Origin of the sequence: Aquimarina acroporae (assembly GCF_023195925.1) — a bacterium.
Lineage (GTDB): Bacteria > Bacteroidota > Bacteroidia > Flavobacteriales > Flavobacteriaceae > Aquimarina > Aquimarina acroporae.
The window spans coordinates 224687-240138 of the sequence record NZ_JALPRE010000011.1; the positions used below are offsets into that span (position 1 = coordinate 224687).

Consider the following 15452-nt stretch of genomic DNA (forward strand, 5'->3'; position numbering starts at 1 on the left):
TATGAAGGAAAAATCATGCTGAAAGACAATGAAAATACATATTTAGCAAAATGGTTAGGGAACAACCTTTCTAATGAGGATCTGGAGGAACTAAAAAAGCTTCCCGAGTATGAGGAGTATAAAAAAATCGTTGAGGGGCTAGAGCATTTTAATGCTCCATCTTTCGATCTCAAGGAATCACTAGAAACGACCAATCAAAAACTCGAAGTTGCTAGCAAAAAAGGGAAGACCATCAGTTTAAAACCTCTGGTTTATGTATTATCTGTGGCTGCTTCGATTACTTTAATTATTGGATTTTTCTTTAATAAGGTTACCTATAACACTGCAGTAGGGGAACAAATTGCTGTCGTATTACCCGACGGGAGTTCGGTACAACTTAACGCTGCATCCACCTTATCACACCAACGATTTTTCTGGTCTAAAAACCGACAGGTTACTCTCGATGGGGAAGCATTTTTTAAAGTGACCTCTGGAGAGACGTTCAAGGTTACGTCATCCCTAGGGAGCGTAGAAGTTCTAGGCACACAATTTAATGTGAAAGGGAGATCAAACACCTTCAAAGTTGGATGTTATGAAGGAAAAGTAAGAGTATCTACCTTAAAAGAACAGCAAAAAACATTGGTTAAAGGACAAGGAGTGATTTTACAGGGAGATACACTAGTTGAAATGCCTGTTACCGATCAAGAACCTATATGGACCAAAGGAGAAAGTTTATTTAATAGTGTTCCTCTACATGAAGTACTTGATGAGCTTGAGCAACAATATGATGTTACTTTCTCGCGCAGCGATATTGATCAAAACCAACTATTTACCGGCGGTTTTATTTATGATGATCTTAAAATCGCACTTGAATCAGTATTAACACCAATGGGTATTGAATATATAGTAAACGGGAAAATGGTAAATCTTTCGCCTAAACAGTAAAACTAAGATAATAGAGGCACTTATATTCTTAAAATCAAAACAGTTTATGAAAAAAATAATATTGTTTTTCCTCTTTTTTGTGGGTTCCTTGCACGCGCAAATCACAAAAGAATATAAGCAAACACCTCTGCAAGAAGTACTATCGGAGTTGTCAGAATCGTATAATCTTATTTTCTCTTTTAGTGATGAAATTGTAAAGAACAAAGTGATCACATTGGTCATAAATAATACCCCACTTGATGATATCTTAGTACGACTAAAATCACTTACAAACCTTGATTTTAAAAAAATATCTGATAGACAAGTCATTATAAGTGTGCCCGATACCAGAATTGAAGTTTGTGGGTATCTTTTTGATGAAAGTACAAACGCTCCTCTTTCATTTGCATCAGTAGTGATAGAAAGCTCAAACACAGGAACCATTGCCAATGACGATGGTTTTTTTCAATTGGGAACTATCGCTGGTGAAGAAACTATTTCTATTCAATATGTAGGCTATAGAACCAAGGTCATGAAAGCCTCAGATTTTGAAATTTCGGGTTGCCCTCGAATACCGCTTTACATTAAAAGCACTGCCCTAGAAGAAGTACTTATCGTCGAATACATAACCACGGGGATAGACAAAAGTATCGACGGTTCCTTTCAGCTTACCAATGAAAACTTAGGTATTTTACCAGGTCAAAGCGAACCTGATATTCTTCAAGGAATTCAACTTATTCCCGGTATTAACAGTCCAGATGAAACGGCTAGTGGTATCCAAATAAGAGGAGGATCCCCAGATCAGAATTTAGTTTTGTGGGACGATATTAAAATGTACAACACTGGGCATTTCTTCGGAATGATTTCAGCATTTAATCCATACATTATCAAAGACGCTAAGGTTTTTAAAGCAGGTACAGATCCGAAATATGGAGATAGAGTATCTGGAGTTATCGATATTTCTAGTGACCGGGATGTGCCAGAAGAATTTAATGGCGGAGCCGGAATTAATGGAACCCATGCTGATGTATTTCTAAAGGCTCCGATAGGAAACAGCGTTGGTTTTATAGTCTCGGGAAGAAGATCTCACACCGATTTTTTTGATCAATCACCAACGTACGAGGCATTGTCAGAAAAAGTATTTCAGAATACCAAAATCGTAGAAACCTCTAATGTGGCCGAAGAAGAGGAAGAGGAAGAGTTTGAAGATGACATTGGTGTAAATGATTTCTTCTTTTATGATACCAGTGCAAAATTAATCATCGATGCCTCTAAGCATGACAAAATTATGCTTAGCGGTATCTACACCAATAACGATCTACGTTTTGAAATTGATGATGAAGAGAATTTAATCACTGATGATCTCGAAATTACAAATGAAGGTGCAAGTTTTTCATGGGTAGGTTCTAGATCAAAAAAGTTCCATCATAGTTTGAAAGCGTATTATTCAAAATTTGATTCTGACTATTTATTTGTAGAGCGCGAAGGAAGTAATATTGAAGAACAATCTGTACGAAAAAATACGGTTGAAGACATAGGTCTTGATGCCCATATGATCTATGATTTTACTCCTAAACATATCATCACTTTGGGATATCAATTTTCAAATAATGAGGTTTTTTATGCAATAACACGTGATAGTGACTTCGAAAGTACTATAAATGAAACCGATTTAGTAAAAAACACAGCAAATTCGATTTATGCTAACTATAAGTTTTCACCTAGAAAAAAGAGTTTTATCAATCTAGGAATACGTGCCTCTCATTATTCTGTAGTCGACGATTTCTACATCGAACCCAGAATAAATATCGAATATCCCATTTCGGAGTTTTTAAGAATTAAAGGGACCGGAGAACTTCGCTATCAACCGATTAGTCAACTTATAGAATTTGAGGACACTCAACTACGCTTAGCAAATGATCTGTGGATTCATGCCAATAATGAAGAGATACCAGTAGTAGAAAGCACTCAATTTTCGGGCGGAATTTTATTTTCCAAAAATGACTGGAATTTTGAGATCGATGCCTACTATAAAAATCTCGACGGACTCACTTCGGCAACCAATGGTTTTAATGCTGTATCGAATGATTTATCCACAGGAGAAAGCACTATTTTAGGGGTGGATATTTTGCTCAAGAAGAAGTTTAAAAACTTTAGAACCTGGATCGGGTACACCTTCAATGATATAGAATATACCTTCCTGGAAATACAGGAAAACCCTTTCCCAGGAAACAATGATATTACCCATAATTTCAGAATTTCAAATACATTAGAAGTTAATAATGATTGGGAGTTCTCTTTGGGTTGGTTATGGAGAAGCGGAGCACCATTTACAGATGCAGATCTGGTCGAAGAGGACATTATTTTTGGGGAAGCTAATGCATTGCGCTTACCCAATTATCATCGATTAGATATATCTGCACTGTATCGTTTTGATTTTAATACTTCGGGGAATTGGAGAGGCCAAATTGGGGCATCGATACAAAATATATACAATAGAAGAAAACCTATTTCTGTAAGTTATAGAGCCGATGAAAACCCAGAAAGCGGTGAGTTAGAACTCGATGTTTTAAGACAAGAATCGCTTGGGTTTACTCCCAATATAATTTTTAGATTATACTTTTAGAAATTTATGTTTTTCACACATCTTTTTTCTATACTAATCCTAATTTTTTAATATACCCCATACTGGTGTGTATTCTGATTTTGGTGTTTTTGTTATTTGCTTTAAATCGGTGCCATCTTTTTTTATAGTAAATAAATCTATATTGTCACCTTGGATATTTGAAAACACCAAATATTGACCGTCGGGCGACCATGAAACTTTAAATATCCAATATACATTTGAATCTGTATAGTAGTTGTATTCGTTGTTTTCATTATGCAGGCTTCTGGTTAAGCATATTTGATTTTCTCCATTTATATCCATCACATATACATCTAAATAACCATTTCTATCTGAAAAAAAAGCAACTTGTTTTCCGTTGGGAGAAATAGAAGGATTAAAATCATTCCCAGAATTATTGTTTGTTAGATTAGTTGTGATTTTTGCTCTGACATCAATAGCAAAAATATCATTTGTCCTATTTTTTTTATAATAGAACAAGATTGATGTATCATTACTATTCCATGATGGCGCTCTATTATCATTACTAATCTCTGAAGTTAGGTTCACCTCTTTGGTGCCATCAGAGTTTGCTACAAAGATATGTGTACTTCTCTCTACGTTTCTTTCATAAGCAATCTTTTTTCCATCAGATGAAAACACCCCATTAACATAGTAATTAAGCTTTTTGCTAATCTTACTTACTTCTTTAGTATTTGTATCATAAACAGCTAATTTCCAACCTCCGTAACGATAAGAATTAAACATAATTGTATTCCCATCAGGGGCTATGGCAGGATTGTATTCACCTTGTCCATATTTAAAAGGAATTATAACTTCTTCATCGATACCATTTGGGCTTATTTTATATATTGACCACCCACTATCATTATCTTTTTTTCTGGAGAATAGAATTGTAGACGTATCTTGGTAAGCCTTGGTTTTTAGGACCATTTCTTCACAATCTATGAAATTACCATCATTCTTTTTTCCAGAAAAAAGAGAAAGGAATAGCAATAAAACTAAAATAAGATTCTTCATAATCGATAATTTTTTCAAGCAGATATTGGCTCCGTTTTGAAATGGAAAACAAAACCACACCTATTTTTATTGGATAAGATTAATTGAAACGGTAAACAGCTTTAATTTGTCCAAAAAGGAGTCATATCGGTATCACTATTATTGGTAATTTGCACCAAATTACTTCCATCAGCATTTATGGTAAAAATCTCCAAATTTTCATTTACCATAGCGGTAAAGGCTATTTGTTTTCCATCTGGTGACCAACAGGTTTTATAAGCCCAAATACTGTTTGCATCAGCATCTGATGTATTAAGACCTGGAGTTAGATTTATTAAACTACCATCATCCAAATTCATTACAAACAGGTCTATTTTATCTGTTTTATCAGATAGAAATGCTATTCTATTTGATTTCTTTGAAGTGGAAACTGCAAAATCGTTTGCAGCATGAGTAGATATCTTTTTAAAGATTTTACCATCTAAAGATTTAAGGTGTATGTTGATCTTGTTATTTTCCAAATAAGTAAATACTATAGATTGAGCATCTTTGGTCCAATCTATGTTTTGATCATTAATATTTGATGCTACCAAGTACCTAGCATTTTTACCATTTTGATCTGCAATATATATCCCCGATTCTCTACCGCTCCAATCATACTCCTGATAGGCAATTTTAGATCCATCTGGTGAAAATTTGGCACAATACTCATAATTATTCCTATTGGTTAACTTTCTCACATTAACTATCTGCCCTTCTTGAAATTCGCCAATTGCCAATTGCCAACCTTTAAATCTATATGTATTAAATAGTACTTTGGTATTATCTGGCGAGGTAACAACATTGTATTCTCCTCTTCTTCTTACGGTGCCTTTGAGAAGGGTTTTTGTAGTTTTTTGTAAAGGGTCGTAAATCATTACATCTAACGTACCTCCAGTATTTAACCCTCCTTTACTCCGGGAAAAAATAATCTTAGATTGCGCTTCTATAGTTATGTGAAAAAACAGAGATATGATAACAGACAGGTATAATGTTTTATTTACATTAAAATTTGGATATTGCATTGATTCAGAAGTTTGTCGAATTATAGTTTGGTAAAGATTTGTATGTGCAAAACTTCTAAAATAAAATGCAACAAGAACAAATAATGGCGTATAGATAGTCCCAAAAATAGATTTTAGGACTACTTCATTGTTTCATCAAGGCTATTTGCATAAGACAATGGGGTAATTCCTTCAACATCCCTAAAAACTCTAAAAAAAGTTGACCGAGAAGAAAATCCGGCTTCATTACCAATAGCCTCAATAGTTACATCTTTTAATTTCCCTTTTTCGATTAGATTTTTAACCTCTTTTACCCTATAACTATTTATGTATTCTTTCACATTACTCCCAAGTTCACTATTTAATATGTTAGTCAAATAAGTTGGACTTACCTTTAAATAATCAGCGAGATCATAGCGAGATAATTTTGGGTTTTTATAAGGCTCATGTTCGCTCATATACCTTTTCAAAGAGTCTAAAAAGTCATCTTTGGATTTGGAATATCCTACATGCTTTAAACTTTTATAAGATAACGGCCATAACAAAGCTACAAATAGCATTGCGAAAACATATAGAGGTCGCCAAATAATAAAGCTATCTAAAAACCAATAATAAACCCCAAAGAAATGAACCAAAGCATAAGCCAATTCACTTAAAGCTATAACCACAAGAAACCCAAAAATCATGGTTTTTAACCACGGTATGTATGAAGCTTTATTTTTTCTTTTATCTGGATTTATCAAATGTAACTTGCGCATTGACACTAATAGATAAATTATTGGGTGTAAACTAAACAAAAGCAACATTTTAAGATACGAGTAAAGGCTAATGGGATACCCAAATTTCAATGTTGGATTTTTTTCGACATCTACAAAAAATTGAGCTACCATGCTTAAATGCCGATCGACACTTTCAGAAGATTTATTAGCTAGGAACAGGATTAGGTTAATCAAGAATGGCGCAAAATGCAGGAGATAGATATTCTTCCATTTCGTTTTTGGTTGTGCCAAAGAAATTATCATTAAATAGATTGTTGGGCCATATAAATATTGAGATATAGAACCTGCCCCAATAAAAAACGGAATATCAAGTATGAGCTTAGTGTCAATTATTATTCGGTGAAATAAATCGAATGCTAATGCACAAAAAAAGAGTATTAATAGCGAATTAGTTCTATTTATATTTCTTCCTACCAGTAAATATGCGATAAGTATTGGAAGTTGGACCAAGGCTATTATGGCAGAGATACTGTATAAATCTAATTCGAATTTCATGTAAAAACTTACATCATTTTATTGTGATCCTTCTTTCTTTACTTTTAAACAATAACTCTCATCAATAGGTCTCTGTGCAAAAAGCGCATTAATGTTAACTCCTGCTCCGAAGATTGTATTGCCAAAAGATAGTAAAATCCTACCCCCATTTTATAAACTCCTGCTTTTGATCCCACACTTCTAAATTGCGTAATCTCTGCGATGGTATTGGCATGTTTTATCTTTTCAATAACCCTTTTTATCATTTCATGTAATGAACCATCTTCTACCTCTTTAACATCTGAAGCAAACTGTGAAGAAATTTTGAACTCCATATACTTCTAATTCAAGAATTGAATAAATCATCCTCTTCTACTGTCGAAGAAGCATCTGCCTGTTGCATTAATAACAATAATCCTAAATCTTCTTTTTGATCTTTAGACATCGTTTTAAGCTGTTCTTTTTGTTTATGATCTACATACCAGGAAACAGCATCTTCCATAATTTTTTTTACACTCGAACCTTCTATTGCCGCTAACAGCTTAAGCTTAGGTATGATTTTATCTTCAATATCTACTATTTTTCTCATTATATATATTGTATATACTATATGCTAAATATATAAAAAATAAAAAACAGATATTTTGGGTTTATGAGAGGAATTTACGGAGACATCATAAAATCAATTATATTTGACTTATAATCATACATCGATGAATGTTATAGATATCATTTTAGGTATCCTTTTACTTTGGGGATTAATAAAAGGACTTAGTAAGGGTTTATTTGCTTCACTAGCTTCTCTGGTAGCACTTATTGTAGGAATTTATATTGCTGTACACTTTTCAGATTTTGTAGGGGGATACTTAGAACAATTTGTAGACTGGTCAGACGGCGCTATGAAATTAACTGCTTTTGCGTTAACCTTTATACTGGTGGTTATTCTCGTTTCCCTGGCAGGAAAGATTTTAACCAAGATTGCCGATTATGCAGCTTTAGGAATTTTAAACAAAATTTTGGGAGGAGCCTTTGGAGTACTTAAAATGGCATTTATAGCAAGTGTTATTATTATCTTTATAGACGCTCTTAATCGAAACATTACTATTATCAAACAAGAGACATTAAACTCTTCTGTATTATATCATCCTGTTCGTAAAATTGCACCTATGGTGCTTCCTACTATTATCAAAGACAATACAACCCAAGAAGAGGAGGTATAGTGTTTGGTATAACTTTAACCAATTATGCCGATTTCTTTTCGTTCACAATCTTGATCAAAGCATTGATACAAGAATCAAAATCTGGGAATACATATTCATTGGCTACCAAATCAGGAATAATATTTACTTTTTTAGACAGATACAATGGTTGTTTTTGCATACCCACTATAGAAGATTTTATGCCTCGTTTTTCCAGACCTAATACCATTTCTTCTAAGACATATACTCCAGATTGATCCATATAAGGCACTTTATCCATTCTGATAATCACATGAGTAGCGGTCTCGGGGATTTGATCGGCTAATTCTTGTAATTCACTAGTTGACCCAAAGAATACAGGACCACTAAGATGCTTTATAAAGATTTCTTCTTTTAGTTCTTTAGGGAAATTGACCTCATCTTTCCAGAGTTTTTCAAATTTTGGGCTTTTCCCCATACCTTCTAGCGATTCAACCTTTGATTGTCGAGCAGTAACATCTCCCATTTTTTTCATAAAAATTAGAGAGGCAATGATTAACCCTATTCCCACAGCATAAATCAAATTCCAGGTTACAGACAATACCAATACAATAAGCATAATAACTACCTCTATTTTTGGCATATGAGGAATCGCACGTAACCCTTTATAATCCATCACCCCAATACCCACTGTAATTAAAATCCCTGCAAGTACTGCTGCAGGTATTTGTGAAGCCACAGGCCCTAAAGCCAACAAAACAATAAGTAATAAAACACCAGCTATCATACCAGATAATCTGGTTTTACCTCCTGCATTAATATTTACCACTGTTCTTATCGTAGCTCCAGCGCCGGGTATCCCTCCAAATAAAGCTCCAATGGTATTTCCTATCCCTTGTCCTACCAATTCTTTATTTGGGTTGTGCTTGGTCTTGGTCATATTATCGGCTACTACAGACGTTAATAATGAATCTATCGCTCCCAAAATAGATAATGTTAATGCAGAAAAGATATAGGGTGCGACTGAGTCCAAACTAAAATTTGAAAATATCGAGAAATTGAACTTTGGGAATCCGCTTGGTATTTCCTGAATAGGCCTATAATTAAGATCAAACCCATATGCAACACCAGACACCACCAATAGTGCCACCAACGTGCTCGGAATTGCCGTTGTAATGCGTTTAAACCCGTAAATTACCAGTATCGTTGCCAGGCAAAGTATAAGTTCCAGGTAATTGATATTCGATAACGCATTTGGAAGGCTTTTTAATGCTCCTACAACTCCGGAAGAATTATTTCCAGCAAGTGCAATAGCTTCTAGTTTTACGTCGTCTTCAGTGATACCCTCTGCTCTTTTTATAGTTTCTTTAAAATCTTCTAAAACCAAAATCTCCTCACCTGCTTCTTCCTTCAAGATCTTATTCAAAATCACTTCTTGTGCTTCGGGAATAAAATGACTTACAAAGGATTCATCTTCTTTCGGGTAATACCCAAGTGCTGGTAGAATTTGTGTCACCAAAATCATTACTCCAATAGCGGTCATAAATCCTGAAACTACGGGATAAGGAATGTATCGAATATATTTCCCTACTCCCATGGCACCTAGTCCTATTTGTATAATTCCAGAAAGTAAAAAAACGGTTAATATAGCTGGCAAAGCGGCGTTTACATCACCATTATAGGTTCCAATCAAACCTGCGATGATAAGCATACTCACAGCAGTCATTGGTGCAGTTGGGCCAGAAATTTGAGTATTGGTTCCTCCAAAAAGTGCAGCAAAAAAACTAATGAAAATTGCACCGTATAAACCTGCACTTGGACCCAATCCCGAAGACACCCCAAAAGCCAATGCTAATGGTAATGCTACAATACCGGCAGTTAGACCTCCAAACGCATCTCCTTTTAAATTATTGAAAAAACCCTTCATATTGGTTAGATTTTATATTGTTTTCCGTTATTTGATTTCAAAAATACCATAAAAAAAGAGCCGCTATACGAATATAACGGCTCTTTTTTTAACATTTCTTTTCTTATTATGCTTCGAAGAAAGTTACTTTCCCGTTGCTAATATCATACATACCTCCCAGAATCAATATTTCTCCATTATCCTCCATTTCTTTTAATACGGAGCTTTGAGTTCTGATATTATCGATAGTCATATGTACATTTTTTGCAGCTACATCATTTACAAAATCAATATTTTTTGAAGTTCTGTCTGCAGCATCTGATGGCTCTGTTACTGCTTCTACAGCTGGTTTGATTTTACTCAGTAAAGCCGTAAGATTTCCCAGTTTTGCATCGTCACAAGCTCCTTTTACGGCACCACATGCCGTGTGACCTAAAACTAAAACTAACTTAGTCCCTGCAAGTTTGCAAGCAAACTCCATACTTCCTAAAATATCTTCATTTACAAAGTTACCTGCTACTCTTGCACTAAAAATATCCCCAATTCCCTGATCAAAGATCAATTCTGAAGACACTCTTGAATCGATACAACTTAAAATAGTTGCAAACGGATACTGTCCGCTTTTAGTATCATTTACCTGATCTAAAAGATCTCTATCGGCCATAAGCTTTTGTTGAAACCTTTGATTTCCTTCCTTAAGTAACTGTACTGCTGTTTGAGGTGTTATTTTGGCTTGTGTTTCTTTAGTAAGTGCTTTCATCTTTATTTTTTTATGTTTTTAAAATCATTAAATAAGATTATCACCATATAGCAACTAATCATTTAATGAATTATAATTTTTACTATTTATTCTGTGGTCTAAGCTTAAAAAACTCGATATAACTATCTGGGTTTTCTACTTCCCCACGCTCTGAAATCAATTTGATATCAATGTTTTTGTTCTTGGCTTTTTCAGAGAAGTCTTCCAAAATCTCAATAATATCATTATCCAAATACCTTGTCTTTCTCACATCTAAGGTTAAATAAGTTTCTTCTGGTAACTTATCTAACTCCTTAAGAATTGCTCCTTTGTTAAAGAATGTAACCTCTTCAGCAAGCGTCATATTTACTCTATGCTTACCATTACTTACATCTTCAATATGTAAAAAGTGAGAGTTTTGGTAACTCTTAATAAGAATTACTACAATTCCAACCATAAGTCCTAAACCAATACCCCATAAAAGATCTATAAATACAATACCTAATACGGTAACGGTAAATGGAATAAACTGTTTCCACCCTAAATTATACATTGTTTTGAACAATGCTGGTTTTGCCAATTTATAACCAACGATAAATAGAATTGCCGCAAGTACTGATAACGGAATTTTAGTTAGTATGCTAGGGATCAGAATAACAGATATCAATAAAAAGAAACCATGAATAATAGCAGACATTTTCGTGCGCCCTCCAGATTGAATATTTGCTGAACTACGTACAATTACCTGTGTGATTGGTAACCCTCCTATAAAGCCTGAAATCATGTTACCTGTTCCTTGTGCTAACAATTCTCTGTTCGTAGGTGTAACTCTTTTTTGAGGATCTAACTTATCGGTCGCTTCAACACACAGAAGTGTTTCTAAACTTGCCACCAATGCAATAGTAAATGCAGTTACCCATACATCAGTATTGGTAATAACACGGAAGTTAGGGAAACTAAATTGCCCTAAAAAACTATCAATACTATCAGGAATAGGAACCGCTACCAAATGATCTGTAGTAATGTTCATAGCTCCATCTTTAGTAAAAATATAAAACAAAATCCCAACAACCACAGCTACCAAGGGACCTTGTATAAGTTGGAAAATTTTACCCTTTTTGGACAAAACTTTGTTCCAAAGGATTAAGATTCCCAGCGCAATCAAAGCAATCACTGTAGCTCCCACACTAACATTACCACTTATAATAGCATTTATCGTTTTTAACAGTTCTGTTAGAGTATTTTCTCCATCTAACTGTAAAAAAGCGAAATTACCTTCCGGATTTTTGTCTAAACCAAAAAAGTAGGGTATTTGTTTTAATATGATAATAATTCCGATACCTGTTAACATTCCTTTAATTACAGACGATGGAAAGTAATATCCAATGATTCCGGCTTTAAGAAGCCCAAAAACTATTTGAATTACTCCCCCAAGCACTACAGCTACCAAGAAGTTCTCAAAACCTCCTAGCGCACCAATAGATGTTAATACTATTGCTGCCAATCCCGCTGCAGGTCCACTTACACCTATCTGAGATCCACTTAATAATCCCACTACTATACCCCCAATTATACCAGCTATTAATCCCGAAAATAACGGAGCACCACTGGCAAGAGCAATTCCCAAACATAAGGGTAATGCTACAAAAAACACGACAACACTAGCCGGTAAATCATTTTTTAATGTTTTAAAAACACTCATAATAAAAAAAATTTGATTGTTGTTCTGCAACCAGAACTTTAAAAAGTAAACGTATCTATTAGCAAAGACAAATCGTCCATTTCCTATTCAAAGATTAAAAAATAGGTGCTATTGATTTTTGGTAAGTCTTAACTAAATTTTGGAGGCGGAGTTTTATGCTCCAAGTATACCCCGGGATTTGCAGTATACAGATCAGGGTACGATTTTATGGTTAAATCTGCGAATTTGGCTGTTCTGTTGTCGAAATGTTGGGATATTTTATCCTTCTCTTTATAATCTTCTTTTTCAGAACTTTCTTTTTCTTTTTTCTCAGAATTATCTGTTTCTTCTAAGACAATTGAAGATTGATCTTCTGAAGAATATGAATTTATGAGATTAGTCGCATAGTACGATACGTTCAGAATGAATCCGAACAAAATTAAAATACGAACTATTTGAGGCTTAATCTTCACCTATATACAAAATTATTTATTGCTAAAATAACAGTATTACTTTCAAAATCTGTTAAATCAATCGTAAATTTAATTAACAAACTAGAGTTCTCTTAGGTCTTCAGAGGGAATCCAGCCTATTTTTCCATCGGTAAGTCGTATTTTTTTCCAATTATTTACGGTCTCGGTAACTTTTACTTTGGTTCCTTCATGAAGTTGAAATACATCTTCACTTCTAAGATTGGGTTCACTTTTAATAGTAGTTTCCTGAGCGAAGATAATGGCAAATTGATTGTTTTGCACACTATTATATTGACTAAACGCAAAAAATACTCCAAATATCCCTATTAAAAAGACCACCCAACTCCCCACAAAAAATAATCTTTTCCTTGAAGATAAATTAGCTGTATAGTAGAGGATAAACAAAATAACAAACAAGATCATACATGCAACCGAAACCCAGGCCCAACCATCAAAGGTAAATAAGGATGTAATTTTTCTTAACATTGATGACACAAAACCTTCGGGAATAGAATCTATGGCATCTATAGTTGCATTTTGCGCAAAAACAAGGTTGTTTTTTATATCCTCATCATTGGGAGCCAACTCCAGGCCTTTTTCATAATAATAAATACTAGGTCCAACATTACTCAATTTATAATGTGCATTCCCTAGGTTGTAGTATAAAGAAACCGATTCCTGACCAGCGTCTAAAATAGACTTATAAGCATCTATGGCTTCTTGATATTTTCCTTGTTGATATAATGCATTTGCTCTTTGAAACTTCTCTGTTCCTTGAGAAAAACCAAGCACAAATGCTAAAAAAACAAGTATTTGAACGAATTGTTTCACGTTAATGTCTTTATAATTGTTTATCAATAGCGGCTATAACTCGTGATGCCTTATCATAATCTTGTTGCATTGCCGAGGTAGAAGAAGGAGTGTATCGTGCAAATTCACAACTTTCTAATAACCCAATAAATTCTATTGCTGTAGTATCCTGTACATCCCGTTCTTTGAGTAATCGCTGTATACGATCTTTACTCATATCACTGGTTTGTATCTGCAGCTTTGCTTTGAGATAATTGTGTAACGCCCGCTCCATGGCTATGTAAAATTCTTTTTGATTCCCTAGGTTCTTTCTGGCTTCAGAAAGATATTTACGAGCAAGTTTATCTGCTTTTCGAACTCTATTCCCAGCAACATCACTAAGTCGTTCTTCTCTTTTCTTACCAAAAAACAAGAATAAGGGTATAGCCAGTAACGGGGCAGTCAAAGACACCCAATAGGCTGTAGATTTAAAAAAATGTTCTTTTTTAACCGATGTAAGGTTGGCATTCAATTTTAAGAATCGAAACTGATTACCAGTTTGGGTTACAAGTTTCTTACCAGTACCCAAAGTTGTTTCTGAGGTAACCACTTCTCCTCCGTCTGGACCCGTTTTTACATTAATGACAATTTCATCTGAAGTAATTCTCTTATATGTTTCCGTTTTTAAATCAAAGTAAGAGAACGACACCGAAGGTATTGGGTATTTCCCTTTAAATTGAGGAACCAAGGTATAGGTATCAGAGATATTCCCTCCCATACCAGTAAGGTTTGTTCTTACTCGTTCATTATGCTCAGGCTCATATTGCTCTAATCCATTTGGAACGCTAAGTTTTGGCAAATCAAATAACTTTAAGTTTCCGTTACCAGAAACCAATACCTTCGCCTCCAAAGACTCGGTAGCATCTAATTGTGTTTTATTGGCTGTAACCTTAAAATCAAAAGACCCAACCGCCCCAGAAAAATCATCTGGTTTTCCTTGTTCTGGCAAAGGTTTTACATTAATCGTTCTATTACCGGCTGCAACGGTTTTATTAACCGTAGAATACAATCTACCTCCAAAAATATCCCTCCTTTTTGTAGGCACGTCTACTGAAACCGTTAAGGTTAAAGGTTCTATATTTAATTTACCTGTTTTTTGAGGGTATAGTACGGTCTTTCTTAATACAACATATCGATAAGGTTCACCGTCGTATGTACCGTTTTCGATTTTTAGTTGTTTCATATCGATAGCCTGACTCCAAAAATCACTATAGGTTGGACTATCTAATTCTCTCCAATTGCTAACACTTATCCTCGGGCTTACATACAATTTATATACTACCGTAATGGCCTCATTAAGGTAAGGAGTAGCTTTTGATACTTCGGCTACCAAATGTAAGTTTTCACTTGCTATATAATCGGTATCATTACCATCTTTAGGTTTATCTACCGCTCCTGTTACTTCTATTCTTACCGGGAGTGTTTTGTACGTTTGCCCATCAATTTCTATGGTAGCTTGTTTAATAGTAAATCTACCTCGAGCAGTAGGCTCCAAAAAATAACTAAATGTTTTGGCATAAGACCTTTTTCCGTTGATCCAGGAATTGCTTATCGATTGGTTTGGGCCACCTACTACTGTAAAACCGGTAAAAGAAGGAGGCGTGAAATTATCTCCATCTTTATTCATTTCGAAATCTACTCGTAACCTTTCATTTACCCCTAACTTTTTCTTACTTACTTTGGCTTCAAACTTTACTTGAGCTACCGCAAGCTGCGCTACCGTGAGTAATAAGGTTAAAAAAATTAGTTTTAGTTTCATGTGTATACTATTTTCTCTTTCATCAAAAACTTTTACTAAACCG

At 34.5% G+C, this 15452-nt stretch carries 14 protein-coding genes; 3 read left to right on the forward strand and 11 right to left on the reverse strand.

Annotated features, from left to right (window positions below; translation table 11 throughout):
- Positions 1-15 precede the first annotated feature (15 nt).
- The gene (locus M0D21_RS16735) at positions 16-924 is read left to right on the forward strand and encodes a FecR family protein (RefSeq protein WP_248331652.1); all 909 of its coding nucleotides are present in this window, start codon (positions 16-18) and stop codon (positions 922-924) included.
- 46 nt (positions 925-970) lie between these two features.
- The gene (locus M0D21_RS16740; RefSeq protein WP_248331654.1) at positions 971-3529 is read left to right on the forward strand and encodes a carboxypeptidase-like regulatory domain-containing protein; all 2559 of its coding nucleotides are present in this window, start codon (positions 971-973) and stop codon (positions 3527-3529) included.
- A gap of 39 nt (positions 3530-3568) precedes the next feature.
- On the opposite strand, the gene M0D21_RS16745 is transcribed toward M0D21_RS16740, so the two are convergent.
- The 5 genes from M0D21_RS16745 to M0D21_RS16765 all read right to left on the reverse strand — a co-directional run bounded on the left by M0D21_RS16745 (position 3569) and on the right by M0D21_RS16765 (position 7413).
- Positions 3569-4549: a DPP IV N-terminal domain-containing protein gene (locus tag M0D21_RS16745; protein ID WP_248331656.1), complete on the reverse strand. Its 981-nt coding sequence runs from the start codon at positions 4547-4549 to the stop codon at positions 3569-3571.
- A 101-nt stretch (positions 4550-4650) separates the two neighbouring features.
- The gene (locus M0D21_RS16750) at positions 4651-5592 is read right to left on the reverse strand and encodes a TolB family protein (RefSeq protein ID WP_248331658.1); all 942 of its coding nucleotides are present in this window, start codon (positions 5590-5592) and stop codon (positions 4651-4653) included.
- Between the two features lie 119 nt (positions 5593-5711).
- Entirely contained in the window at positions 5712-6845 is a 1134-nt protein-coding gene (locus M0D21_RS16755) for an AraC family transcriptional regulator (RefSeq protein WP_248331660.1), read from the reverse strand.
- A gap of 44 nt (positions 6846-6889) precedes the next feature.
- The gene (locus tag M0D21_RS16760) at positions 6890-7159 is read right to left on the reverse strand and encodes a hypothetical protein (protein WP_248331662.1); all 270 of its coding nucleotides are present in this window, start codon (positions 7157-7159) and stop codon (positions 6890-6892) included.
- A gap of 11 nt (positions 7160-7170) precedes the next feature.
- Positions 7171-7413 (reverse strand): hypothetical protein, encoded by a 243-nt coding sequence (locus tag M0D21_RS16765; protein ID WP_248331664.1) that lies wholly within the window; start codon positions 7411-7413, stop codon positions 7171-7173.
- A gap of 124 nt (positions 7414-7537) precedes the next feature.
- On the opposite strand from M0D21_RS16765, the gene M0D21_RS16770 reads away from it, so the two are divergent.
- On the forward strand, positions 7538-8044 hold the full coding sequence (locus M0D21_RS16770; protein WP_248331666.1) for a CvpA family protein: 507 nt from the start codon (positions 7538-7540) through the stop codon (positions 8042-8044).
- 22 nt (positions 8045-8066) lie between these two features.
- On the opposite strand, the gene M0D21_RS16775 is transcribed toward M0D21_RS16770, so the two are convergent.
- From M0D21_RS16775 to M0D21_RS16800, 6 genes are all read right to left on the reverse strand, one after another.
- Complete coding sequence (locus M0D21_RS16775) at positions 8067-9929, reverse strand: SulP family inorganic anion transporter (RefSeq protein ID WP_248331668.1); 1863 nt, start codon at positions 9927-9929, stop codon at positions 8067-8069.
- 106 nt (positions 9930-10035) lie between these two features.
- Positions 10036-10668 carry a carbonic anhydrase family protein gene (locus M0D21_RS16780; RefSeq protein ID WP_248331670.1) on the reverse strand — a complete coding sequence of 211 codons (633 nt, stop codon included), beginning with the start codon at positions 10666-10668 and terminating at the stop codon, positions 10036-10038.
- An 82-nt stretch (positions 10669-10750) separates the two neighbouring features.
- Entirely contained in the window at positions 10751-12349 is a 1599-nt protein-coding gene (locus tag M0D21_RS16785) for a SulP family inorganic anion transporter (RefSeq protein WP_248331673.1), read from the reverse strand.
- A gap of 128 nt (positions 12350-12477) precedes the next feature.
- On the reverse strand, positions 12478-12801 hold the full coding sequence (locus tag M0D21_RS16790) for a hypothetical protein (protein ID WP_248331674.1): 324 nt from the start codon (positions 12799-12801) through the stop codon (positions 12478-12480).
- An 81-nt stretch (positions 12802-12882) separates the two neighbouring features.
- Positions 12883-13632 carry a tetratricopeptide repeat protein gene (locus M0D21_RS16795; RefSeq protein WP_248331676.1) on the reverse strand — a complete coding sequence of 250 codons (750 nt, stop codon included), beginning with the start codon at positions 13630-13632 and terminating at the stop codon, positions 12883-12885.
- Positions 13633-13642: 10 nt separating this feature from the next.
- The gene (locus tag M0D21_RS16800; RefSeq protein ID WP_248331678.1) at positions 13643-15409 is read right to left on the reverse strand and encodes a BatD family protein; all 1767 of its coding nucleotides are present in this window, start codon (positions 15407-15409) and stop codon (positions 13643-13645) included.
- Positions 15410-15452 lie beyond the last annotated feature (43 nt).

Coding starts and splice junctions, on each gene's coding strand:
- M0D21_RS16735 (WP_248331652.1), top strand. CDS start 16: ATGCTGAAAGACAATGAAAATACATATTTAGCAAAATGGTTAGGGAAC.
- M0D21_RS16740 (WP_248331654.1), top strand. CDS start 971: ATGAAAAAAATAATATTGTTTTTCCTCTTTTTTGTGGGTTCCTTGCAC.
- M0D21_RS16745 (WP_248331656.1), bottom strand. CDS start 4,549: ATGAAGAATCTTATTTTAGTTTTATTGCTATTCCTTTCTCTTTTTTCT.
- M0D21_RS16750 (WP_248331658.1), bottom strand. CDS start 5,592: ATGCAATATCCAAATTTTAATGTAAATAAAACATTATACCTGTCTGTT.
- M0D21_RS16755 (WP_248331660.1), bottom strand. CDS start 6,845: ATGAAATTCGAATTAGATTTATACAGTATCTCTGCCATAATAGCCTTG.
- M0D21_RS16760 (WP_248331662.1), bottom strand. CDS start 7,159: ATGGAGTTCAAAATTTCTTCACAGTTTGCTTCAGATGTTAAAGAGGTA.
- M0D21_RS16765 (WP_248331664.1), bottom strand. CDS start 7,413: ATGAGAAAAATAGTAGATATTGAAGATAAAATCATACCTAAGCTTAAG.
- M0D21_RS16770 (WP_248331666.1), top strand. CDS start 7,538: ATGAATGTTATAGATATCATTTTAGGTATCCTTTTACTTTGGGGATTA.
- M0D21_RS16775 (WP_248331668.1), bottom strand. CDS start 9,929: ATGAAGGGTTTTTTCAATAATTTAAAAGGAGATGCGTTTGGAGGTCTA.
- M0D21_RS16780 (WP_248331670.1), bottom strand. CDS start 10,668: ATGAAAGCACTTACTAAAGAAACACAAGCCAAAATAACACCTCAAACA.
- M0D21_RS16785 (WP_248331673.1), bottom strand. CDS start 12,349: ATGAGTGTTTTTAAAACATTAAAAAATGATTTACCGGCTAGTGTTGTC.
- M0D21_RS16800 (WP_248331678.1), bottom strand. CDS start 15,409: ATGAAACTAAAACTAATTTTTTTAACCTTATTACTCACGGTAGCGCAG.